Annotated in this window: 18 protein-coding genes and 1 riboswitch; of the genes, 12 read left to right on the top strand and 6 right to left on the bottom strand. The window is 41.8% G+C overall.

Annotation, left to right across the window (positions count from 1 at the left end):
* Positions 1-108 precede the first annotated feature (108 nt).
* From ACFVSW_RS05185 to ACFVSW_RS05215, 7 genes are all read left to right on the top strand, one after another.
* On the top strand, positions 109-2,454 hold the full coding sequence (locus ACFVSW_RS05185; RefSeq protein WP_387313060.1) for a glycoside hydrolase family 65 protein: 2,346 nt from the start codon (positions 109-111) through the stop codon (positions 2,452-2,454).
* A 28-nt stretch (positions 2,455-2,482) separates the two neighbouring features.
* A complete protein-coding gene (locus tag ACFVSW_RS05190) occupies positions 2,483-3,730 on the top strand; it encodes a sugar ABC transporter substrate-binding protein (protein ID WP_387313063.1) in 1,248 nt (415 codons plus the stop codon).
* Between the two features lie 67 nt (positions 3,731-3,797).
* Positions 3,798-4,679 carry a carbohydrate ABC transporter permease gene (locus ACFVSW_RS05195; RefSeq protein ID WP_387313066.1) on the top strand — a complete coding sequence of 294 codons (882 nt, stop codon included), beginning with the start codon at positions 3,798-3,800 and terminating at the stop codon, positions 4,677-4,679.
* Between the two features lie 5 nt (positions 4,680-4,684).
* Positions 4,685-5,512, top strand: coding sequence for a carbohydrate ABC transporter permease (locus ACFVSW_RS05200; protein ID WP_387313069.1), 828 nt, complete (start codon positions 4,685-4,687; stop codon positions 5,510-5,512).
* A gap of 18 nt (positions 5,513-5,530) precedes the next feature.
* Entirely contained in the window at positions 5,531-6,196 is a 666-nt protein-coding gene (pgmB, locus tag ACFVSW_RS05205) for a beta-phosphoglucomutase (RefSeq protein WP_387313072.1), read from the top strand.
* 71 nt (positions 6,197-6,267) lie between these two features.
* Entirely contained in the window at positions 6,268-7,284 is a 1,017-nt protein-coding gene (locus ACFVSW_RS05210) for a LacI family DNA-binding transcriptional regulator (RefSeq protein WP_387313074.1), read from the top strand.
* Between the two features lie 28 nt (positions 7,285-7,312).
* Entirely contained in the window at positions 7,313-8,926 is a 1,614-nt protein-coding gene (locus ACFVSW_RS05215; protein WP_387313077.1) for a glycoside hydrolase family 13 protein, read from the top strand.
* Between the two features lie 156 nt (positions 8,927-9,082).
* On the opposite strand, the gene ACFVSW_RS05220 is transcribed toward ACFVSW_RS05215, so the two are convergent.
* Positions 9,083-13,195, bottom strand: a complete 4,113-nt coding sequence (locus ACFVSW_RS05220; RefSeq protein WP_387313080.1) for a phosphodiester glycosidase family protein — start codon at positions 13,193-13,195, stop codon at positions 9,083-9,085.
* A 310-nt stretch (positions 13,196-13,505) separates the two neighbouring features.
* Here ACFVSW_RS05220 and ACFVSW_RS05225 point away from each other — a divergent pair, with 310 nt between their 5' ends.
* The 3 genes from ACFVSW_RS05225 to ACFVSW_RS05235 all read left to right on the top strand — a co-directional run bounded on the left by ACFVSW_RS05225 (position 13,506) and on the right by ACFVSW_RS05235 (position 18,237).
* Positions 13,506-14,132, top strand: coding sequence for a metal-dependent hydrolase (locus ACFVSW_RS05225; RefSeq protein ID WP_387313083.1), 627 nt, complete (start codon positions 13,506-13,508; stop codon positions 14,130-14,132).
* Positions 14,133-14,475: 343 nt separating this feature from the next.
* A complete protein-coding gene (locus ACFVSW_RS05230) occupies positions 14,476-17,085 on the top strand; it encodes a right-handed parallel beta-helix repeat-containing protein (RefSeq protein ID WP_387313086.1) in 2,610 nt (869 codons plus the stop codon).
* Between the two features lie 279 nt (positions 17,086-17,364).
* Positions 17,365-18,237, top strand: a complete 873-nt coding sequence (locus tag ACFVSW_RS05235; protein ID WP_387313088.1) for an EamA family transporter — start codon at positions 17,365-17,367, stop codon at positions 18,235-18,237.
* 41 nt (positions 18,238-18,278) lie between these two features.
* Here the strand turns inward: ACFVSW_RS05235 and ACFVSW_RS05240 are convergent, their stop codons facing one another.
* Genes ACFVSW_RS05240 through ACFVSW_RS05255 form a run of 4 tightly spaced genes read right to left on the bottom strand, consistent with a single transcriptional unit; the run spans position 18,279 to position 22,256 of the window.
* On the bottom strand, positions 18,279-18,611 hold the full coding sequence (locus tag ACFVSW_RS05240; protein WP_387313091.1) for a hypothetical protein: 333 nt from the start codon (positions 18,609-18,611) through the stop codon (positions 18,279-18,281).
* Between the two features lie 40 nt (positions 18,612-18,651).
* Positions 18,652-20,097 (bottom strand): zinc ribbon domain-containing protein, encoded by a 1,446-nt coding sequence (locus ACFVSW_RS05245; RefSeq protein ID WP_387313094.1) that lies wholly within the window; start codon positions 20,095-20,097, stop codon positions 18,652-18,654.
* 5 nt (positions 20,098-20,102) lie between these two features.
* A complete protein-coding gene (locus ACFVSW_RS05250; RefSeq protein WP_387313096.1) occupies positions 20,103-21,752 on the bottom strand; it encodes a zinc ribbon domain-containing protein in 1,650 nt (549 codons plus the stop codon).
* Positions 21,753-21,764: 12 nt separating this feature from the next.
* On the bottom strand, positions 21,765-22,256 hold the full coding sequence (locus ACFVSW_RS05255) for a zinc ribbon domain-containing protein (RefSeq protein ID WP_387313098.1): 492 nt from the start codon (positions 22,254-22,256) through the stop codon (positions 21,765-21,767).
* Between the two features lie 130 nt (positions 22,257-22,386).
* Here ACFVSW_RS05255 and ACFVSW_RS05260 point away from each other — a divergent pair, with 130 nt between their 5' ends.
* Positions 22,387-23,190 carry a prohibitin family protein gene (locus tag ACFVSW_RS05260; protein ID WP_387313101.1) on the top strand — a complete coding sequence of 268 codons (804 nt, stop codon included), beginning with the start codon at positions 22,387-22,389 and terminating at the stop codon, positions 23,188-23,190.
* Positions 23,191-23,238: 48 nt separating this feature from the next.
* Here ACFVSW_RS05260 and ACFVSW_RS05265 read toward each other — a convergent pair whose 3' ends face one another.
* Positions 23,239-23,379, bottom strand: a complete 141-nt coding sequence (locus ACFVSW_RS05265) for a hypothetical protein (protein WP_387313103.1) — start codon at positions 23,377-23,379, stop codon at positions 23,239-23,241.
* A 23-nt stretch (positions 23,380-23,402) separates the two neighbouring features.
* Positions 23,403-23,488: riboswitch (cyclic di-GMP riboswitch) on the bottom strand.
* Between the two features lie 241 nt (positions 23,489-23,729).
* On the opposite strand from ACFVSW_RS05265, the gene ACFVSW_RS05270 reads away from it, so the two are divergent.
* A partial coding sequence (locus ACFVSW_RS05270; RefSeq protein ID WP_387313105.1) for a YHYH domain-containing protein occupies positions 23,730-24,311 on the top strand: 582 nt, incomplete at its 3' end.

Below are 24,311 nucleotides of genomic sequence, written 5' to 3' on the forward strand. Positions count from 1 at the left end.
GATTTATTTTTTTATCCAAGAACTAAAACGTTTTCGTTCAATCGTGAAACCAATCTTTAAATTTTTTTACCAGAAAACTAAAACGTTTTCGAAGGGAGTTATTTCAACATGATGAACTATTCTTTAGGAAAAGGTGAGCATCAGAATTGGGTTGTCTCTGATGTGAATTTTTCCGAAGACAGTTTAGGAAAAAGCGAAGCGATTATGTATCTTGGAAACGGATACATGGGGCTGCGTTCAACAACAGAAGAACCCTATCTAAAAGAAGTGAGAAATTGCTTTGTAGCAGGTACTTTCAATAAGTTTGATGCGAACGAAGTGACGGAGCTGCCAAATATCGCAGACGTAACGCGGATCGATATTCGCCTCGATGGTAAGCGCTTTAGTTTAGAATTTGGCGAAACGAAAGAGTATGTAAAACAGTTAAATTTAAAGACGGCTGAATTGATTCGCACGTTTGATTGGGTATCGCCGCAAGGAAAGGAACTGCGCTTTCATTTTCGAAGATTTGTTTCGCTCGAAAATCTTCATTTAATCGGGATGAAAATGGAAGTCGAAGCCTTAACTCACCCAGTTGTCATTAGCTTTGATTCAGGGATTAACTCACAAATGTCGAATTCGGGTGCACAGCATTTCCATGAAGGAGAGCGGAGAATTTTCGATAAACGTTTCGTTCAGCTGATTCAAACGACAACGGAATCGAAAATCGATGTGGTTGTTAATACTGTTCATAAGGTTATGGTAAACGGGAAAGAACTTGAAAAAGAACCAATAATGGAAATGGACCGCCGTAAAGTCTGGCTTCACTTCGAAACAGAATTGCAGCCGAACGATTCATTAACGGTAGAAAAGTTAACAACGGTGCATACGAGCCGTGACAAGGAAGCCGGTCACGAACCATACGATTTAGATCGTTTACGCGAAATCTCGCTCACTAATCTTCGTCAAGCGTTCGCCAAAGGCTATGAAACCTTATTTACGGAAAGCACGACTGCATGGCAATCAAAAGTATGGGATCGCAATAATTTCCATATTGAAAGTGAAGATTCGTTTGATCTCCTCTCCTTACGATTTGCGCTCTACCATTTAACAATTATGACACCGGCGCATGATGAAAGAATGGGAATTGGTGCAAAAGCATTCAGCGGTGAAGGATACAAAGGCCATTCCTTCTGGGATACAGAGATTTTTATTCTGCCATTCTTTACGTATTCGAACCCTGAAATCGCGAAGTCTCTATTAAAATATCGTTATCACGGCTTGGCGGGTGCTAGAAAGAAAGCAAAGGAAAATGGCTTTGACGGGGCAATGTATCCATGGGAAGCTGCTTGGCCGACGGATGGGGAAGTAACGCCAGTCTGGGGAGCCGTCGACATTGTGACCGGAGAGCAGACAAAAATTTGGTCAGGGTTTATTGAACAGCATATTACCTCTGATATTACCTTTGCCGTCTGGCAATATTATCAGATTACTAATGACCAAGAATTTATGGACAAGCATGGCTATGAAATGATTTTTGACACGGCGAGATTTTGGGCAAGCCGCTTAGAATGGAACGAACCGAAACAAGAATACCATATCAATTGTGTTGTTGGCCCGGATGAGTATAAAGAGCATGTCGACAATAATGCTTTTACCAACCATATGGCCCATTTCAACATGAAGCTGGCGATGGAGTATTATCAAGAATTGAAGGAAAATCGTCCGGAATTGTTCGCGAGTTTAGACAGAACACTAGACTTAGAGAAAGCATTCTCATTGTGGACCGAGAAGATTGGCAAAATCTATTTGCCGCAGCCAAGGCATGAGGACCTTGTCATACCACAGGATGATACGTATTTAAGCAAAAAAATTATCGATCTTGAAAAATATAAAAATCAAGCAAAAGTAGGCTCGCTCTTCCGTGACTACAATTTAGCGCAAGTCAATGAAATGCAAGTAACCAAGCAAGCGGATATTATGATTCTGTTCCTGCTCTTGGAAAATAAATTCAATCAAGAAGTTAAACAAGCAAACTTTGATTACTATGAGCCGAAAACATTGCATGATTCATCGTTAAGTTTATCGACCCACTCCATTTTAGCGAATGATTTGGGCCATGAAGAATTGGCATATTCACTCTTTAAAAGAGCGACTGAAATTGACTTAGGTCCGGCGATGCATACATCCGACCACGGTGTTCATGCCGCTTCAATCGGAGGGATTTGGCAATCAGTTGTACTGGGATTTGGCGGTGTCCGGATGTTAGACGGAAAACTGCGTATTAATCCTCGCTTGCCAAAGCATTGGCAGGAGCTGCGTTTTTCAATCAACTGGCATGGTAGTCCGTTACATGTTGAGATCACGGGCGATACGCTAACAATTAAATCTGAAACGAAAGATCATGTTGTCGTAGAGGTCTTTGGTCAATCCTATCAATTTGTTGAAGAAGTTATTATTAAGATAAATAAGTAAAACAAATCATTTTAGGGGGTCAATTTTTATGAAAAAAATAGCTGCATTTGCACTTGCTACCTCATTATTACTCGGCGTTACTGCTTGTTCTTCGGGAGATAGCACTAAAACAACGGCTAAAGACGATACGATTACCTTAGCGGTATGGGGATCTTCTCCTGCAGAAACCAAAGGTCTTGAAACGACTGTAAAAAGCTTTGAAAAATCGACTGGTAAAAACGTGAAAATCGAAGTGATTCAAGATAATTTTCAAGATGCGTTAACAGCTAGATTTGCGGCGAAAAATGCTCCAGATGTCTTTTATATGGAATCATTTGCAGCACCAAAATTTATTAAAAGCGGTGTGTTAGCCGATATTTCAAACGATGTGAAAAATCAGGATGACTTTTATCAGCCACTATTAAACTCTTTTAAAGATAAAGAGGGCAAATTATATGCGGTACCGAAAGATTATTCGACACTTGCCTTGTATGTGAATACGGATTTATTAGAAAAGGCAGGTTATACGATGGCTGATGTTCCATCCGATTGGGAAGGTTTATTAAACTTCTCTAAAACACTTCAAGGAAAATTGGCAAAAGATCAAGCTGCAATGGTGTTTGATACATCGATGGCCCGTCACATGAGCTCATTAATTGCCAGCGGATTAGATCCAGTTACAGCTGAAGGAAAAGCAGACTTTACATCAAGTCCAAAAGCGCTTGATTATTTACAATCACTTATTGACGGACATAAAGATGGCTATCTTAAAAATGCAAAGATTGATTTAGGCGTTGACTGGGCGGGTGCTGCCTTTGGGACGAATAAAGCAGTCATGATGATCGAAGGAAACTGGGTATTAAGTGCCTTGAAAACTGATTACCCAACGGTTAAATATGAAGCACTAGAAGCTCCTACTGTAAATGGAAACAAAGAAACGATGACATTCACAGTTGGCTATGCGATCTCAAAGGACTCTAAACATAAGAAAACGGCTGTAGAGTTTATTAATTACATGACAGGTGATGGGCAAAAGCAATGGAGTGAGCTTTCCGGCACATTCCCGACTCGCCAGTCCGTAGCAGACGCCATGAAACTTGATGAGGACAAAGTGTTAAAAGCACACATTGATGGTGCAAACTATGGTACGGTGTGGTCTTCTGGTGTGAACCTGCCTGTTATTTCTGGTGCCTTTGATAATCAGTTCTTAGCTGCACTAAATGGTGATAAATCGGTTAAAGATGCAATGAAAGCTGCAGAGAAAGAAGCAAATGACGAAATTGCACGTCAAGAATAAGGTCTAAGAATAGAGGGGGGATCATCCAGTATGTCCCCTCTATTCTCCTTTACACGAGGTGAATGAGATGGGTAATAAGCGCTATCTAAATTTCCAAGGTTACTCCTTTATGATGCCGGCATTACTGGCGATTCTTTTCTTTACAATTGTTCCAGTCGTGTACGCGTTTTTCATGATGTTTTATAAAGTAGATATTTTATCCGGTGCACGGACGTTTATTGGTCTTGATAATTTTCGAAAAATATTTGAAGACCCGAAGTTTTGGGCTTCGTTTACCAATACATTTCGGTATGTGTTAGTCGTTGTTCCGATACAAACGATAATTGCGATGGCATTGGCGGCGTTATTAAATAGCAAAATCAATTTCAGCCGCGGTTTTTTAACGATCATGTTTATTCCAACATTAACCTCTTCGTCTGCGATGACACTGATTTTTATGTGGCTGTTTAATAATAACGGATTAATGGCGAATATGATGGAACAATTATTTGGCACGAAGGTTGAATTTTTAACGAATCCAAGTCTTGCTTTAACAGTTATTATGGCAATGAATATCTTTTCCACTGTTCCACATTTCATGGTTGTCTTTTTGTCAGGTTTGCAAGATATACCGGACAGTTTATATGAGGCAGCATCTTTAGATGGAGCCAATTCTTTTAAAAAATTCCTTCATGTTACTGTCCCTCAGCTGATGCCGATATCGTTTTATGTCATTACGATGGGTTTAGTAGGCTGTTTTCAAATCTTTGACCAGGCATTTATCCTTTCAGGCGGTACAGGGGGTCCGCAAAATTCTACTTTGACGTTCTCGCTGTATATTTATCAGCTGGCCTTCACCAGCAATGACATGGGCAGAGCAACGGCTTTAGCATTTGTACTCGGAACGATTATTTTCGCCGTTACTTATATAGTCAATAAACTATTAAAAGCGGACGAAGTAAATGGGTGATTACAATGAAAAAGAATAATAAAAAACTTAAAATTATCGTCTATACATTATTAATTATTTATTCGATCTGTACCCTTGCTCCGTTCTTGTGGAGTATCTTGACCTCTTTTAAAACGACTGCTGAAATCGCAGCGGGCGGAACAATTTTGCCGGAAAGTTGGAGCCTTAAAGGGTATGAGACGGTCCTTGCTTCACAGCTGCCGACTTGGGTTGTCAACTCCTTATTAGTCGCGTTGCTTACAACCGGCATTAACCTTATTTTTAATACAATGGCAGGCTACGCCTTAGCCCGGATTGATTTTAAAGGGCGCCATGTTTTGTTCAGTATGTTGCTCGCGTTAATTATGATTCCATCACAAGTGACGATGATTCCCTTGTACATTGTAGTATCGAAGCTTGGGTTAGTGGATACGCATTGGTCCATTATTCTTACGACGATGATTAATATTGGCTATATTTTTATGATGCGGCAGTTTTTCGTTAACTTCCCAAGAGATGTGGAAGAGGCAGCAACCATGGATGGTTTATCAAAGATTGGCACCTTTTTCAGGATTGTACTGCCGAATGCCAAGGCCGCCGTTGCGACACAAGCGGTGTTTGTCTTCATGGGCGTATGGAATGAATTTATGAAACCATTGCTATTCATTTCCAGCCCGGATAAATACATGCTGACTCAAGGGTTAAACTCACTTGCAAAGGCATATAAAACGGCGACGCAATGGGACGTCATCATGGCGGGCGCGCTTATTTCCATCATTCCGATTTTTATTATTTATATCGTGCTTAACAAGTATTTTATTACGAGCAATGATCAAACAGCCGGAGTGAAATAACAACTAAGGGAGACTATCATGTTAAAAGCAGTTATTTTTGATTTAGATGGAGTGATTACCGATACAGCTGAATGGCATTATTTAGCCTGGAGGGAATTGGCGAATCGTATCGGGATTGATTTTAACCGTGAATTTAATGAAGAATTAAAGGGCATAAGCCGCATGGAGAGTTTGGAAAAAATTCTTGTGCTTGGCAGTAAAGCTGATCAATATAGTGAGACAGAAAAGCTTGAGTTAGCCAATACGAAAAATGACCACTATGTTCAACTTCTAACTAAAATGAAGCCGGATGATATTTTTCCAGGGATAAAAGAGTTGTTGGAAGAGTTAAAAGCGAACGGCGTTCTGATTGGATTAGCGTCTGCTAGCAAGAATGCACCGGCAATTTTGGACTCACTCGAAATCACGAATTATTTTCAAACCGTTGTCAATCCTGATGAGGTTGAGAGAGGGAAGCCGGCACCGGATATCTTTTTAAGGGCCGCGGAAAAATTAGCGGTCACACCAGCAGAGTGCATCGGGATTGAAGACGCAACGGCGGGAATTACGGCGATTAAGGATGCCGGGATGTATGCCGTCGGTGTTGGCACCATTGAAAAAATGAAGCAAGCGGGTGCTGATTTAGTGGTTGAAGATACACAGGAGCTTGTTTTATCTGTATTATTGCGGGAATTTAACCAATAATTTGTTGACGGGAAAAATAGATTAAAGATAATCTAAGGAAAAAGGGTTTAAATAGGAAGTGGGTTTTGACGTTGGCTACGATTAAAGATGTGGCGAAAGAAGCCGGTGTTTCAATTGGCGTTGTATCAAAGGCATTTAACAATTATCCGGATATTAGTGAAAAAACAAAACAGCGGATTTTTGAAGTGGCGAAGAAATTAAATTATTCTCCCAATCTTGTCGCAAAAAATTTATCGTCAAAAAAACAAAATACGATTGGCATGATTACATCGGGCTTTTTTGATAGTGGTGTGAAGGATAATAATAATTCCTTCCAATTATTCAAAGGTGTTTATACCGCTGTGGAACAAAACCAATATGAGTTAGCGATCTATCTGATTGATTCATTAAAACAGAAACAAAAAAGTTATGCCCGATTTTGCAAGGAGCGAAATATTGGCGGGGCCGTGTTAGCAGGAATCCGTATTGATGATCCTTATTTTAAAGAATTAATAGATACCAACATTCCCTGCGTTATTTTGGATGTAAAAACAGGCAATGAAAGTGAATTTATCGGGAGTGTGTCAATCAATAATCGTGCCGCCAGTAAAGACATGGCCCGCTATTTATTAAACCGCAATCATCGGGATATTGTCGTGGTCGCTGGAAAAAAGGAAACATGGGTTAATGTGGAACGCACAGCCGGTGTGAAGGAAGCGATGGATGAGTACGGTCTTGAACTCAAGGATGAGAGCATTTTACCTGCTAGTTTTTCTGAAAGTGAAGCATATTTGCTGACAAAGGAGCTATTGGAGACGAGGAAACCGACCGCTTTCCTCTGCTTTAGTGACTTAATGGCGCTAGGTGTGATGAAGGCGGTTAAAGAAGCAGGTTTAAGGATTCCGGAAGATGTTTCCGTGACGGGTTTTGACGGCATTTTAATCAGTGAATTTAGCCAGCCTGGCCTAACGACGATTGAGCAGAACTTTTTTGAAATGGGTAAACAAGCGGCATTATTACTCCAACAATTGATGGAAGGTACCTCTTGCGAAAGAAATATTTATGTGGATTATCAATTGATTGAACGAAATAGTGTTGGTTCGGTGTAGAGAGCGATTTAAAAAGGAATGATTATACGTGAAAAAAACGTGGTGGAAGGATTCGGTGGTTTATCAAGTCTATTGGCGCAGTTTTTATGATACGGACGGCGATGGATATGGGGATCTAGAAGGAGTTATTCAAAAATTAGATTATATTCAAAACCTCGGTATCGATGTGATTTGGCTGAATCCTTGTTATGATTCACCTGATATCGATAATGGGTATGATATTGCAGATTATCGGGAGGTTATGCCGAAAGCGGGGACGATGGAAACCTTTGAACGGCTTCTTCAGGAAGTGCATAACCGTGGGATGAAGCTCATCATGGATTTAGTCGTAAACCATACGTCTGATCAACATCCATGGTTTAAAGAAGCACAGTCGTCCAAGGATCATCCAAAAAGGGACTACTATATTTGGAGGAAAGAGCCAAATAATTGGCGTTCGTATTTCACCCCATCTGTATGGGAGTTTGATGCGCAGACAGAGGAGTATTATTTCCATTCCTTCGCTATTGAGCAGCCGGATTTGAATTGGCAAAACCCCATTGTTCGTCAAGAGATTTATTCAATCATGAAGTTTTGGCTTGATAAAGGTATCGATGGTTTCCGGATGGATGTCATTAACCTGCTGGCCAAACAAGAAGGTTTTCCTGATGCAGAAAACCCTGAGGATATTTCCTATCTTGGCAATAACCCTGGGATTCATGACTATCTGAGAGAGATGCATGAAGAAGTATTGCAGCATTACGATATTTTTACAGTCGGGGAAATTCCGTTCGTCACCCCTGAGGATGGGCTTTTGTATGTGGGGGAAGATCGCCAGGAACTTCACACATTATTTCATTTTGAAGTCTGCGATTATATGGCTAATTGGGATATGGAGCGATTTAAAGAAATACAGCGCCGCTGGTATCAAGGGCTGTGGGGGAAAGGCTGGAACTCCCAGTTTTTAAATAATCATGATCATACCCGCTTGGTGACTCGGTTCGGCAATGACACTACTTATCGAGTAGAATCGGCCAAATGTTTTGCGACCCTTTTACACCTGCTTCCGGGAATGCCGTACATTTACCAAGGTGAAGAAATAGGGATGACGGGGGTCCGCTTCAACTCCATTGAGGATTATCATGATATTGCGATGAAAAATAAGTATCAAGAAGAAGTGGAGAAAGGCAGGGAACCTGAAGAAGTGTTTGCTAGTTTACTCCATCTTTCCCGCGATAATTCACGTACTCCTGTTCAGTGGAACGATATGCCGCATGGCGGATTTACAAACGGAACGCCGTGGATAAACGTGAACCCGAACTATAAGGAAATAAACGTTGCGGCTGCCCTAAATGATCCAGAATCAGTTTATTATTTCTATAAAAAATTGATTCAGCTGCGAAAAGAAAATGAAGTAATGGTCTATGGCAGTTTCCAGGAACTATTCGAAGACCATCAGCAAATCTATTCATTTATTCGTGAATTAGACGATGAGAAATGGCTAGTAGTCCTAAATATTTCCGAACAGCAAGTACAAATAAAACTGCCAGAATCCCTATCATTACTTGAAAAAGAACTCCTTTTGACAAATTATAATAATCAAGAAGAGCAAAATTCTGAACTACAAATGAGACCATACGAGGCAAGAATATATCGGATTTAGGCACAGTTTAAAGGCTCCTCGTCCCTAAATGGGACGAGGAGCCTTTCCACTTCTAAAATCCGACACAAAATTGTAATTGTAGGTAGAATTAAATCATTTTCCGGGGAATATTGTTCATTTTTCAGATCAAAGATTCGACAAATATTTCCTCTCCTTTTATTTTCCCTTCTTAAAATAATCTTCATTTTTAACCGTAAATTGATCAATGGTTTCCCCGTCTGATGTAATGGTTGTGATGGTGATTTGATCTTTATCGACTTTGGCTTGTAAGGAAACGGCGATGTTTTCCATGTTGACATAGTCAAATTTTTCATCTGCAACAGCATCATAGTGTTTTTTACCGGTTGTCCCGGCGACCACGTAGACCGTTCCGTTTGAATCTTCTTTTCCGCCTTTTATCTTTTTCGTTCTGCCATAGGAATGATCATGCCCGGAGAACACGATGTCAATCCCTAGTTCATCGACGACCGGCGGCAGTTTTTCTTTCATGATTTCATTCCCGCCAAACGGATTTGTGTAATAAGGCGGTTTGTGCGTCACAAGGATTTTCCAAGGTTGGTCGGAATTTTTAACATCCTGCTTCAGCCACTCCAACTGCTTGTTCAGAATCTCCGTACTATCTGTGTAGCCTAATACACTAATGTGCATGTTATTGTAATCAACCGAATAGGTCCCGCCTTTGTCTGCCTCAGGTCCATTTTTTGGCGAGTTAAAAATCGCTTTTGCGAGCTGACCATTCGCATCTCCCATGTATTCATGATTTCCCAGCGCCGCAACAAGGTCGGTTCCACGAATGTTTTTGTATTGGCTGAGGACTTTTAATGAATCATCCCATTGTTTGAATTTTGCGGATTCATCAATCAGATCGCCGACATGGATCATGAACGATAAGTCTTTTTTGTCGAGATCCCCTAGGATTTTCGTAAAGTCACTTAAATCTGCTGGCGATTGCGTATCACCTAAAATAGCAAATTCAAAGTTTTGCTTTCTGCTTAATGTAGTGAACTCTTGCAGTTCTGACCAGTTCTCTCCATCGCCAACTCGATACACATAGGTTGTCCCTTGTTGTAATTTCTTTAAGCTTACTTCATTGATGCGGACGATTCCATTTTTCACGGGATCTTGCTCACCGGAAAATACCTGGTTACTGGATGACCCGGTGCTGGTTTCTAGTGACTTTTCACCTTTTTTGTCAAAATCCTTTTTTCGCGCCAATTGGATAACAGTTTTTTCTTTCGCTAATGGGCTCGACATCCAGGTGAAGGCTTTTTCTTTATAAGGATCACCTGTTGGTGTAGAGATAATATTTTTTATTTCTGACGCAGCCGCAAGAGGAGGATAGGTCTGGGTGTTCACTTTAAACGAATACTTTCCATCCTTTACAGCATATAAAGCGATTTTCTTCACTTCATTTGTGATGGCATCGACACGAAGAGTCCCTTTTTTATCTGTTTTACCTAGGAGAACGGGGTCCGTGCTTCCATCTATGACGGTGAAAATATCCACGTCACCCATTGCTTCATTAATGCTATTTTTTACAGTCAAAACAGCAGGCTTGCCAATTAAAATAGGCTCGGCGGTTAAATTAAATGCACCTTTTACTTCAACGCTTGCTGGTTTCATTGAATACGTTGAAACGAAGTTAGCTTCTTTTGGCACCGAGTAACTTAAACTAGCTTCTGCCATTTCATACGTTACCTTGCTGCTCTCTTTTGTCGAAGCAGGGATTCGAAGCTGAATCGTTGCCGCATCTGCGACGGCCGCTGTTTCGCCGCTATTCACTAGATTCAATGTTAGTATTCCAGTAATAGCATCATAGCCTGAGGTACTTGTATTAAACCCGTTTGAAAAAGTAACCTTTTCCACAGGGAAGTTTTGATCAACTTGCAGTTTAATAGTAGAGCCTGAGATTTCCGATGTATTTGCAGTCTTCACTACAAGGTCAAGCACATCACCCAGCAAGGCTTGCTCTTGTTTTTGGACTATTTCAATCTTTGCAGAACCAGTGTTTACCGTAAAATAGACCGTCTTAATGGCTTGGTTTCCGAATTTATCAGGGACCATAAGGGTTACCTGATGGGTTCCATCCGCCCATTTTAGCCCGCTTAATGAGATGGATCCATCCATATCAAATGAAAAATGACCATCTGATTTGGAGTAGTCCTTGCCATCTACGAAAATTCTAATTTTTTCCCAATCAATTCCCGTTTTAAAAGGATCGTCTTCATATTCATTCACGTCCGCTTTCAGATTGACCGCATTTGTCGTGAAATCTTTCCCGTCGACGTTAATCGATTGAATCACCGGCGGATATAAGTCATCCACTTTTTCGCCATATACGGCTCTAATATTATCAATATAGATAGCGCCTTTTGTCATCGGCCCGGTAATTCCTGATTTCGTCGACATTAATCTTATTGCTTGTGTCCCCGCTAATTTGAACGGACCTGTAAAGGAGACTGGTATTTCTGCCTCGATGTATTTCCAGCCTGTCCAATCAATCCCTGGTACTTCACCAGTGAGATTAATCGTTTGCGTTTTGCCGTTTCCGTCAACTATGTTCATTCTCAGCCAATAACCTTGGGATTCCGGTGTTCCGTACACCCACATGCCAATGCTTGAGGGATTATCAGGTATGTCAATGTTCGAACCAGGCCCTGCATAGGCTCCAAGGGTGGTTCCGGTTTGTGCGCTCGTTAAATCAAAATCAAGTTTTAATGACTGATTACCAAATCTTACTGGTGCCGGATATTGCGCCAAACTAAGTGCTGCTTTTTCACCACGGCCGACAACAGATGGTTTCCAGCCGCCGATCCCTGCTTCAAAATCAAATAAAACTTCAGGCAGCTTACCAACAGAAACTTTGATTTGTGCTGAAAGACTTGTGCCTTTTAAGCGTGCTGTGATAGTCCCTGATACCGTTTTGTCTCCAGTATGGAGCACACCAGATTCATCAATGGTTCCCATTCCTTCCGGGATGCCAAACTCGATATCTTGAGCGTTCCAAAGTACATTTCGCTTTTGGAATTTTGTAATTAGGTTTAAATCGGTCTTACTATTTTTCGCTGCGGTTAGCTCTGATCCGGTAAAAAACATTTCATCAGGCTGGGCAATTTCGATGATGCTTTTTCCAACCTCATTTCCCTGATGGTTTAAGATGATTTCTAACTGACCTGTTTTCCCATTTGATAAAAACGTTCCTTTCCCATCGATGGTACCGAAGGAGGAATCAGACAATTCCCATGTTAATCCGGAGGCTGGCAATTGAGCTGAAGCCATCGATTTGTCTCTTCCTTTGGCAGTGAAGACAACCGTTGAACCTGGGGTAAAGGATTGGTCATATGGTTCGATATGGGCCGAATCAAAAAGATGATCGGATGGCTCTTTTGAGACAATCAGCCAAGAGTTGGCAACACTTCTTTCTGAACGGTCAGAAGGTTGATTGTCTACCTCAAGGTCATCGCCGCCTAGTTCGCGGGTGGTGAAGGTAGAGGACCCGCCGCCATCAAGGTTAAGTGCATTGACTGCCCCTAAATCTATCATTAATTGTGCTAAATCAGGCATGGAGATCCCGCTTGAATAAGGCTCTTGTCTTCCGTCGACAACGACAAAAAATACATCGCCGTCTGCTTTAATCCCAACCGCTGTTCGAGGCTCTTTATCTGCTCCTGTTTGTGGAGTTTGATAGATTGCGCCATTTTTTACGAGGATGGCATTTCCACCGAGCGCTTCTTGTAATTGTTCTTTTATTCCTTCATATACAGCTGCATCACCAATTACAGCTTCACCGGATTTTTTGATTCCGAAGAATTTTTGTGATGCTGAATACTGTGCTTTCACTGCTTGTCCATTTTTGTAAACAATGCCGAGTGGTTCACCTGTGGCCATATTATAAAAGTCGGCATTCACAGCCGCCACTACTTGATGCTTGTCGCCGTTTGCTGCTTTGGCTTGCTGTCTAACGGGCTGTAAGCCAAACGCTGTACCGTTATTGGGTGTACCTGCTTCAATAGATACACTAGGATTATGTACATCAACATCCACTACGAAACTCTCAATCCTTTTTCCGTCTTTTCCTTCAAAGCTGTAGTGCTTTTCCAATACACCCGGGGCAAGACTAGCTCGGTATTCATTGATGGGCGTTTGAATTACGGGTGAGTTTACATCGAAGCTGCCCAAAGCTGATGTAAGACTTGGGGAAATGATACTGCTTGCTAATGCAAATGACAGGGTGACCGATAAGATTCTTTTTTTCCAAAATCTCCTCATTATGTACCTCCCAAAATTTTAGTAACATCGTTAAATTGTGAGCATCATTCCAATTACCGACGTTAATTCCATAATATTGTAAGAATGTTAATCTATTATTAATATTATGTTAAGAATATTCGGAATTAAATAAGGCGAATGACATAGGTGAAAAGAAGTAAGTAGCGAGTAAATCAGTAATGGTCTTCACTTTGTTTAGTAAAATTATTTTAAATTCCCACTAAACAGAACAAATGTTTTGGTGTAAAATAAACAAAGTGTGGTGTTTTGTGAAATAACCGCAACAATTAAATTAAAGGTGGAAATACAATTGAATGGGACAGCACATGTAGCAATAGGAGCGGCGACAGGATTTATCGTTGCAAATACTTTTCAAGCTCCTCCCTCTACGACACTCTTATTAGTCGGATTAGGAGGAGTATCTGGTCTAATCCCTGACCTTGACATTGATGGGAGTCTTCGCGGCAAAATCACCATATCTCATGAGGCAATTCGGACCGTTGCCCAGCTCATTGGGGCTTTGATGATCGCTTATAGTTTTTATGAGGGCGGCGTTAGAGAGAAATGGTTTGGGATCGGCATTGGATTGGCTTTGATGGTTGTATCGTCGATGATAAAGCAAAAACATATGCTAACGATCACTGGAGTCGGTGTACTTGTAGGGGGGGTCTCCTTACAAGAACTATGGCTGCTTCTCCTTGGGATATATATTTTAATCGCATCCTTTGTATCACACCGCAGCTATACCCATTCTTTATTGGGCGTCATTTTCTTCGGGATTATCGCTTCCAAATTAGAAGCGTCCCTCGGAATTGACGGTGTTTTCTATAGCTGCCTTGCCGGATACATTAGTCATTTGATAGCAGATCTTAAAATCTTACCATTTAATAAACGAGGGATTAAACTGTTTTTACCTGTTTCAAAGAAGGAAATATAGCTTCCGAGATTAAAAGGGACGAGGGGAGGCTCCTTGTCCCCGTACTAAAATACGACACAAAATGGTATGTTAGGTAGAATTGAATCATTTTCCGGGGAATAATGTTCTTTTTTCAAATTAAAGATTCGACAAATATTTCCTTTCCTGAGGCACCACAAAAGAGCCCCTTTCATTATCGCAGCGAAAGGGGCATTTATCTTACTTTTTTAGTCGTCCTTAGTTTTTAGTTTTAAAACCTCCATTTAGCCAAATAATTCAAACAATATTCCAAAGATTTTGAGTTAATAATTCACCAGAGATAGCCTATACTTTTTAAGACTATTAATTTTAAGGAGTTGGTAAATTGAAAGCGCTTACTAAATTATGGGTGATGCTTCTATCTTTGGTCATGGTGGTGAATACGGTTCCTGGGATGGCATTTGCTGATGAAGGAACGAAGCAGAACAGGGACACCTCTCAATTAAAATGGGAAACGATTTCCTTCGGTCAGTCAACGGATTTGAATTTTTCCGCGAATGTCTTGCCAGGAAAAATTGGCACCAATTATGCAAAGCCGGAAGTGCCGGGGACGATTGACGGTGCAATTACATTAGAAAGCCGCGGCGGAAAATTGGCGCCGGGCCATGATGGATTAACCTTCTATTATACAAAGCTTAATGCAAAAACCGATAACTTTGTTCTTGAGGCCGACCTCACGATTGAACAATTTGGACCTGAAACTGGCGCTGCACCCAACGGTCAGGAAAGTGCCGGCATCATGGTCAGAGACGCCATCGCTGCTCCGCGCCAGGATCCGATGATTCTAGGCTATGAAGAGGTTCCGGCGGCTTCGAATATTTTTGGCGTCGGGATGATGCGCCATGGCATCAGTCCCATTTATCGAACAGGTGTGGTCTATCCTTGGGGGAACTTAGGCAGTCAATTAAAAGCAACCGGATTTACAACCGATCCGGCATATACGCTGCCAATCGGCATACCTGTAAGGGTCAAATTAGAACGAACCGATACGGAATTCATCATGTCAACAACCTTCACACATTCGTCGGAAAAAAAGACGTTTGAACAGCGGGTGAAGGGGGCGGATTTGGTTCAGGTGCTTGATCCCGACCACATGTATGTCGGTTTTTATGCAGCAAGAAATGCAAAAATGACGGTCACGAATGCAAGCCTGACGGTAAGCGATGCGCATACGGTTCCAACTGCGCCGACACCGCCTGCAAAAGAAAATGCAGTGATGAACATTGTTTCCGCACCGGAGACCGGCTCTGCCGATTACAATCTAAAAGCACTGGCTAACTATGACGGTACCATTGCTATAGCGAAAGACGGGAAAGAGGTCGTCAGCAATGCGGCTGTTGTAAAAAACGAAGTGTATTCCTTCGCAGCCAAATTGGACAACGATACAACTGATTTTACCGTTGTGTATACGCCAAAAGACGCGCTGTCGACAGCTTCAATTACAAAAACGATCCAGGTCACGAAAAAGATTTTTAACAAAGGGGCAGGGCTGTTTGTTTCACCAAAGGGAACAAGCGCTGCAAAAGGGACCATCGCTGACCCTATGGATTTAGAAACAGCGATCAAGTACGTTCTTCCTGGAGAAACGATTTTTATGCGCGAAGGAACGTATACGCCTTCTGCAATGTTAAACATTAAAAAAGAGTATAGCGGTGAAAAGGATAAACTGAAAACCCTTGCTGCCTATAATGGTGAAAAAGTAACCATTGATGGGCAGGACAAGCTTACAAATGTAATTCAGCTGAACGGGGATTACTGGCATGTGGCGGGATTCCATGTAACGGGCGCCACAGCGAATGGGATGAGGGTGAGCGGCGATCACAATGTGGTCGAGCAAATGCTCTTCAACTATAATGGCGATACCGGTCTGCAAATTACAGGAAGCGGCACCAACCCTGATTTATGGCCGAAGTACAATCTGATCCTTAACTGTGAATCACATGATAATCGCGACCCCCGTGATGAAGATGCCGACGGCTTTGCTGCGAAATTAGGGGTCGGTGAAGGTAATGTGTTTAAAGGCAATATCGCCCATCACAATATTGACGACGGCTGGGATTTGTACAACCGGACAAATGAGGGCGCCAATAAGCCGATAACACTAGATGGAAATATTGCTTATTCTAACGGAAAGCTGAGCAATGGCTATAACAAAGATGGCAATATGGGTAACGGGTTTAAACTTGGCGGTGAGGGTCTTCCAGTCGCCCATATCGTTCGCAACAATCTTTCTTTTGACAATAATATGGACGGTTTTACCGATAATTTCAATCCAGGAAAAATGATTGTCGAAAACAACACTTCTTTTGATAATAAACGCTTTAACTATGTGTTCCGCATCAACCCATACTTCACGGCTCAAGAACAAGGTATTTTTAAAAATAACCTTTCCTTTAGAACGAAGTCGGGTGCGGTGTCTGATTTTATTTCCGGCGTAGTCGATGAAACGAACTTCTTCTATGACGGAACAAAATCGGTGAACAGTAAGGGAACTGTGGTGACAGAGAAGGATTTTGTCAGCCTGCAAGTACCGGCGGCGTTTGCCCGCTCTAAAAACGGCACAATTCAATTTGGCGATTTCCTCCGTTTAGCTCCGAAAAGCGGACTAAATAAGGCGGGGACAGGGCAAAGTTATGTTGGAGCACTTGCGGCAAACCCTATTTCGATTAAGGTGGAGGGGCCCGATTCCATAAGAGAAGGGGAATCAGCACAGCTTGTCGTAAAGGGAGTTTATGCTGACGGTTCTGTCAAAACACTCGCTGCCGATGTTGAGTATGCAAGCAAGGATGTAGCGATTTTAGCAGTCGGCGAGGATGGTTCCATTCAAGCCGGTAATAAGGGAAAAACCACTATCACGGTTTCCTATCACGGCCTGAAAGCGGAATATCCAATCCATGTTAAAAACATGCCGCCGGGGCAGAAAAAGAAACAATAGGTTTTTGTAGATTGAAAAACTTACCTGTTATAGCCTTGTAAAAGAAAACGACTATCAAACTTTGATAGTCGTTTTTTACTGAAAATATGGAAGGAATCATCGTTGTAAAAAGGAAGAATACCTAGAATAACTCTTGAAAAGAGGGAGATTGGGAGTGGCGAATGGCACCAATAACAGATATACACGGTATCTCCACCGGAATTCCATATGGTATACTAACTGTTTAGAAACCATTGCTTTTCCATTAAAGGATATTTTTAGAGATTAGGAGAGAAAGATATGTGGTTTGTTTTTGCAGTTGCCGCTGCCAGCTGCTTTGGTTTAAGGGGAATTCTTTATCATTGGACGTCACAGCGACCGATTGATCGCAATCTTCTGCTGTTGGGCGTCTATTTATCCGGTACCTTTATCACTTTGGCTGGTAATCTATTCGTTCAGCAATCGTGGTCAACATGGGCATTGTTCGGAATCTTGATGGGTTTATTTTCGTTTATTGCAAACGCTTCAATGTATAAGGGCTATGCTGTCGGCAAGGCCTCCATTGTTGCCTTATTTACAGGATTGCCGCCGCTCGTTGTCATGATTGTAGCCTTCGTCCTGTGGCGTGAAGAATTAACCGCTTGGCAATTCACGGCATTCTTCATAGTCTTGAGTGGCCTGATTCTGATCAAGTACTCACAGGATTTGAAGATCAACCAGTTAAAAGGGGTTCAATGGGGTGTCTTAACCATGCTTTTCTTCGGATTTACCGATGTGTCGGTGAAACAGGCGACTCTGTCCGGAGCTGGCCCCCTCCCTGTTTTAACCGTCATGTTTGCAACCGGCAGTGTCTTGTTCGGGATTTCATGGGCGATAAACAAGGCAAAAAAAGCGGCGTCACCTAATGAGGCGGAGTTACCCAATAACTGGACAATGAAACGAACTCTAGGGTGGGGCATGATCGTAGGGATTACAAATGCTGCGGGAATGCTCTTAATCTTTCCCGCCTTCCGCGATGGGATTACGGGAATTGTTTCTGCCATTGTTGCGATGAACGTCGCGTTCGTCATTTTATATGCGCGCTTTTATTTGAAGGAACATTGGAACAAACGGGAAATAACCGGACTTTCGATGGCCTTTGTAGGAATTCTTATCCTTCGTATTGCCTCATGAAATTTCTGTGCCTGAAATGGGACGTGGGGACATCGTCCCATTTAAAGACACAAAAAACTAAACAAGAATACCAGAATAGATCCCAGGCTAATCGGATGCTTAAGATAAGATAGAAAAAAACGGGGAATGGTTTGAACTTCTCCGTTATCTTTCTCTTTAAACACACCTACAGTTACCGCGGAAAACAGTGCGGAACAAAATAGCAATACAAATTTGTATGACAAATAATCCGTACTACCGGCAACACGAAACGTATAAACAAATCCTCTCTGAATTAAAAACCAATAGATGATATACGCAATCAATGCTTCCACTGTAATAGTAAGAAAAACCTTTAGTAAAAAGACAAATCCTCGATTACTACTTATATTCAAAAAATACACCCCCAGATTTTGGGGCAAGGAGCCTGTCCCCCTAGTAATCTCCCTCGCCGTAGTCGTAGTCACGGATGTCGGTTTCATTGATGGTGGTTGTATTTTCAAGTTTGTATTCTTGGAGGCCGAATTCGGTTGCGACCAGGGTGTAATTGGATTCGAATGTTTTTCGTTTGGCGGTTCCGTCAGCATAGTATATATCGTATTCCTCGCGCGTTTTTACTTTAAAGCCCTTATCGGTCGTTTGCATGTCAAGGATTTCAACACCCAGAAATGACTCGGTAATCCCTTTTTTCGCTAAGACGTTAATATAATCATTCATCTCTTTATTTTCCGGACCATCGGGTGCAATGTAAGAGGAGACCACTGAAAAGTCCCTGTTGTTATAGGCAGCAACGGATAGTGAAAGGAAATGATCCATAAAATAATGCATTTGCTCCTTTGGTGTAGACCCCGGGTAAGAGGCTAAAGCGTTCATTACCCGTTCCCTTGCTTCTATCTTTGCCTGCTCATCGGCAATTTCCTTAAACGGAAGATTTACTTCGCCTTCACGGTCAATTTTTACCACCATGCTTTTGATTGGTGCACCGTTCCAATTCACAACAGCGTATAGTTCGACCGACCCGTCTGTCGGCACCGGTCCGAACGAATCCCCGCTTTTTAGTCTGGTCTTTTTGCCATTAGCATAAATATCGGCGTCATCCCCATTTGAGTATAGGGTAACATAATTGCCTCCAAGCTCGAGTCTAGTGAGAACAACATTATTACTTGCCTTCGTGAAGTCAACCTTTGTTTCCTTCTCCAGATTAACATACTCACCGTTATATACAGCCTTTAGAGTGAGGCTTCCTGGCAGGACTTTGGCAATTTCCAATTCTTCATCCGGTTTTTTAAGGATCTTGCTTTTTCCGTTATAAACAACCTTTGTGTTCTCAAGGCTGCTGCCGGCCATTACTGTAAACGAATAAGCCTTAATATAGTATTGCTGATAAAGGAAAAACTTTTTCGGCCCTTCCGCGAGCATGAACAATTGGTTATCATCATCATCTGTGATCGGGTCCAGCCGTTTATCATGGTTAATATCTGCTGCTTCCTGCTGAAGTTCGCCTACAATCTTTTTAAAATCATGGTCTTTTGTTAAAAAAGCCGTAAATCCCTTCAGCTCATCCTTAGACAAATTGAAATTTGTGCCCTCCAGCTTCAGAACTTTCCTTAAGCCGTCATAATCCTTTCCAATGACCAGCTTTTCGAAGCGTTCGACTGTTTTTTCAGGCTTGTAATAATTAGACAAAAAGGTATGGGCGGCAAACAAACCAACTGCCAAAACCAAAACAGCAGCAATCACCCATTTGATTGGGGCTGATAAGGTAAAGCGGGGATTCAGTACTGCCCTTGACGGGGTCCCCGAATTATTTTTTTCCCCGCAATGATTGCAAAATGCTTGCTGCGGTGAAATTGTATTGCCGCAATTTCGACAGGCTGCCATGACTGTTATCCCCTTTTTCCTTCGGCTTTTAACTTATGAATCAATGTCCCAAGAAAGGCAAATACAAAGGATAGGAGCAGACTCCTAATGAACGTTGCTGCCGGCCCAAAGCCAAGCTCCATCGCAAATTTTATCGTATCGGAAAACTTAGGTCCGCTCCCATTTACTGAAATCCCTATATCGGTGAATGCGGCCAGTCCAGTCATGATGACGGCATAGATGACACTAAAGATGACCAGATTCTTGAGTAAATTAGGTTTTAAAGCAATTTTGAAGCCAGCCCAGATAAAAAGTGCAATTGGTATGAGCAAGGCAAACTTTAAATACATATCCAAATCGGCTTGGGACAGCGCCCTCTCCAGATCAAAAACGGTCGAGCCGTCGTTGGCCGCTCCTGTGGCATCAACCCCAGAGAAAATTCCGTAGGATAAGGCCCCTTCCTCACTGTCTTTGTTAACAAATAATGTCAGCGGTGCAAGGTGAAGCAGATTCCAAAGATAGCTTCCAAGCTGGACAGAAATAGTTGTAATAAATACATAGCTTTTATCGATTATTTTTTCCAGCGGCGTATTGAAAAAATAGTGCCCGAACTCATCATTGAAATCAGCTATTTTGCTGGAAAAATAGATAAATAGACCAATAGTAAAAAGGAAAATCCCGCGAAAGGGAACTGCAATCGCTTGATGGATTGCTTCGCCGGAAGGTGTCCACTCAGACAAGTGCCCAGTGACCTTTCGAAAGCTGGTTGCAAATAGACTGCCAAGCCCGCTGAAAAGGAATCCAAATAGCAGCGTCATCATTAAGGTTTTAAAAAATGAATAATTCGTATTCATATCTAACGCCATATTGACATCTCTTTTATTTAAATCGAAATTGTAGGAAAAACCGGCGAATAGTGAAAACACAGCCATAAATAGCGCATAAAGTACAGCAATTCCGAGCGCATTGACTACATGGTCCGCCAGAGTTGAACTGCGGTTTCTCCGGGCTGCGAAAATGCCGGCAGCAAATAATCCCAGAAATGGAATCAGCAAATATATTAAGAAGCCATTCTTTGCTTCTGCTTTGGCCGTCGCATTACCGCTATCCCCATAAATGCTTCCCTTTATATTAACTGACACGACTGGATTCTGAAGATTCGTCATCATCACAATATCTGAAATGCCATAAAGCTTGCCGACCTTTGGAAGCTTTGAATCTGTTTCGCTTTCAATTTCGTAGATAAGAGCATCTAGGCTTCCGACATTATACTCCTTCAAACTATCACTAAATAAACTGTTATAAAGCTTCTCTGATGATTTCATAACCGAAAAGGATAAGGCAAAAATAACGATGATTGCTAGTAGTGCCGGTACAAGCGCTTTTGTAAGATGGGTAAGCTGGAAGCTTGGCAGCTTCTTGGGAAATACGGACGTTAACTGGGTTATTTCCTTTGGTACAGCAAACCCTTTATCCTTACTGTATTGTGCACTGCTGGCGCCACAATCTGTGCAGTAGTTAAAATGATTAATTGTTTTTGCCCCGCAGTTGGAGCAGAAGGCTGTCTTTTGTTCCTTTAAGCGATATTTCACGGGATTGCTTTTTAAAGGTGTGCTGTCTTGAACGCAATAATTTGCTGTTGCGGGATTCTCCGCACCGCAGTTTTTACAATACATCTTCATGCCCCCTTACAAAACCATACGGCTGCCGCAGCAAGCGCAGAATTTTGCTTGTGCCGGAACTTGTTCCTCGCAGGTTGGGCAGACTGCCGTTTCCTCTGTATCATTTCCGATTGCGATTGGTTCCTGTATTTGACCGCATGATCCGCAAAATTTATCATTCGCCCCGATTTGAGTTCCACAGTTCGAGCAGGCCCATGTATCTGATTTCCTATTTAACTGTTCTAAAGCTTTTTGTGTTTGAAAAATCCCTCGGTCCAATTCCGCAATTTTTAGAACATATTCCCGCAGCTGCGGGTCCTGTACGTCACCGGTGCGAATCCTTCGGTATGTATCCTCGCCAAGCTTAAGCAAAAGATCGGCACGTCTTTCAGAATTCTCTTGAACTAGCTTTCGATATTGGCTGATTTCTTGGGCGACTTGAAGTTTTTGTTTCCCCTGCTGCAGAGAATCCTGAAGCATATTCAGCCCCCCACCCAGCTTTGTTTGTAAATCACTCATCTACTAATCTCTCCTTTACCCAACAATATACTCATTACAAATTTACCATGCTTTTGTAAAAAAAGGAAGGTCCCGGCCCTCGGCATAAAGACCGAGCCACTTTCATAAGGTTTAAGGGGAGGGATTCTGAATGAGGTATATGAAATCAATTATAAGCGTACTCATTGCCATTGTTATATTAGTGGTAGTCTTTGCTTCGGTTACAACTGTGGCTTCAGGAAATAGAGGGGTTCTTTTGCAATTAGGGGCCGTAAAGCCGACGATATTAACGGAAGGGTTTCATTTTAAGATACCGTTTATCCAAACCGTTCAACTGATTGAAGTCCGGGTACAAAAGGAAGAAAGTTCCCAGACAGCTGCTTCAAAGGATCTCCAAATAGTTACAACAAATGTCGCAGTAAATTTTTCTGTCGATCCGGGAGTGGTGAATAAGCTCTATCAAGAAATCGGATTGGACTATCGTTCCCGAATTGTTGAACCGGCGATTGCCGAATCACTTAAAGCGGTAACAGCACAGTACACGGCAGAAGAATTAATTTCCAAACGTCCGGAAGTTTCTGCGAAAGTGAAGGAAATGCTCGGAAAAAAATTAACAAAATATTATATGATTCTAGAAGATATCAATATTAAAGAATTTGCTTTTAGCGAAGAATTCAATAAAGCGATTGAATCCAAACAAACTGCTGAACAAAATGCTTTACGGGCGCAAAGAGACTTAGAAAGAATTAAAATTGAAGCAGAGCAGAAAATCGCTCAAGCAGGTGCGGAAGCAGAGGCATTAAGATTGAAAAAGCAAGAAGTAACTGCGGAATTAATCCAATTAAAACAAATTGAGGTCCAAGAAAAGGCATTGGAAAAATGGGATGGCCGCTTGCCAAGCGTCACAGGCGGAGCAACACCATTTATTGATTTAAATGGACTTGCGACAAAGTAAAGGGACTAGGGCCCCCTCCCGGTTAGGGAATAGGGGCCTGTCCCTCTTTTAAGATATTTTGTTAACTAGAATTGTCACGAAGGTACTAAGGATGACAGTGGCAATCATGATTGATCCATATAGAATGCCTTTTTTCCTCTTTTTTTGATAAATTACTTCTTCTGGTGTAAGCCAATTTTTTTTTGACATCAATGATTCTCCTTTTTCTTATTGATGGCAGCTGGCTGGCTTTGTCAAATGAACGGAAGCCCCTATAGCTTTGCGTCATCACTTTTCAGTGACTTTGCCCTTTAATTAGTGCCTCGAAATATTATACTCCAAGATTAAGTGCCTGTCATCGCCTAATGGGACGAATTTACTGTAAACTCGTCCCGATTCTTTATAAATGAATACCTTTTAGTGGGACAAGGGGCCTATCCAAACTCCTTCTCATCAATGATTCCCAACCTAAAATGATTATATTTTCACGTTAAGTATTGTATCTAAGTTTAAAAGTGTGTAAAAATATAGGATAATAGGAATTGATTGGGGGATATTAGGTGAGGGAAAAAGTTATATTTTTATTTATAATGTTCACGCTTGCACTAGGTAGTTCTGTGGATGCCCATTCAGGCAGAACTGATTCAAATGGCGGACATAATTGTAGTGAGAAGTCCAAAGCGAAGGGGCTTTGTACGGGCTATCATTATCATAATGGAGGATCAAGTTCTGGAGGCAGTTCCACAAAAGTTGGTTCATCAGGTGGGACTACTCAAACCGTTCCGGCAGCTAAGCCCGCTGGTCCTAGCCAAGAACAAATAGCGCAACAGGAAAAAGTAAAAGGAGAAAAGGACGGGTATGCTGCAGGTACTACGGCAGGTTATAAAGGAAGTAATGAAAATTCGTCGGCTATTGGGACGGAAGCTTATACGAGTGGTTATTTGGCTGGATACCAAAAGGGTCTAGAAGAGGGAAGGCAAAAGTTAGAAACAGAAAAAAGTGCTGCCTTTGATTCAGGATACACTGCAGGCAAGAACGGGGCAACCGAAGAAGTTCCTAATGTATATTCAGCTAATTCACTGGTAAAAGGGGCCTATGAGGACGGTTTTAATAAGGCTGTTGCTGAAATTGATGAAATGAAG

The sequence above is a fragment of the Neobacillus sp. NPDC058068 genome (genome assembly GCF_042885335.1).
Taxonomy (GTDB): domain Bacteria; phylum Bacillota; class Bacilli; order Bacillales; family Cytobacillaceae; genus Neobacillus.

Coding starts and splice junctions, on each gene's coding strand:
- ACFVSW_RS05185 (WP_387313060.1), top strand. CDS start 109: ATGATGAACTATTCTTTAGGAAAAGGTGAGCATCAGAATTGGGTTGTC.
- ACFVSW_RS05190 (WP_387313063.1), top strand. CDS start 2,483: ATGAAAAAAATAGCTGCATTTGCACTTGCTACCTCATTATTACTCGGC.
- ACFVSW_RS05195 (WP_387313066.1), top strand. CDS start 3,798: ATGGGTAATAAGCGCTATCTAAATTTCCAAGGTTACTCCTTTATGATG.
- ACFVSW_RS05200 (WP_387313069.1), top strand. CDS start 4,685: ATGAAAAAGAATAATAAAAAACTTAAAATTATCGTCTATACATTATTA.
- pgmB (WP_387313072.1), top strand. CDS start 5,531: ATGTTAAAAGCAGTTATTTTTGATTTAGATGGAGTGATTACCGATACA.
- ACFVSW_RS05220 (WP_387313080.1), bottom strand. CDS start 13,195: ATGAGGAGATTTTGGAAAAAAAGAATCTTATCGGTCACCCTGTCATTT.
- ACFVSW_RS05235 (WP_387313088.1), top strand. CDS start 17,365: ATGTGGTTTGTTTTTGCAGTTGCCGCTGCCAGCTGCTTTGGTTTAAGG.
- ACFVSW_RS05245 (WP_387313094.1), bottom strand. CDS start 20,097: ATGGCAGCCTGTCGAAATTGCGGCAATACAATTTCACCGCAGCAAGCA.
- ACFVSW_RS05250 (WP_387313096.1), bottom strand. CDS start 21,752: ATGTATTGTAAAAACTGCGGTGCGGAGAATCCCGCAACAGCAAATTAT.
- ACFVSW_RS05255 (WP_387313098.1), bottom strand. CDS start 22,256: ATGAGTGATTTACAAACAAAGCTGGGTGGGGGGCTGAATATGCTTCAG.
- ACFVSW_RS05260 (WP_387313101.1), top strand. CDS start 22,387: ATGAGGTATATGAAATCAATTATAAGCGTACTCATTGCCATTGTTATA.
- ACFVSW_RS05265 (WP_387313103.1), bottom strand. CDS start 23,379: ATGTCAAAAAAAAATTGGCTTACACCAGAAGAAGTAATTTATCAAAAA.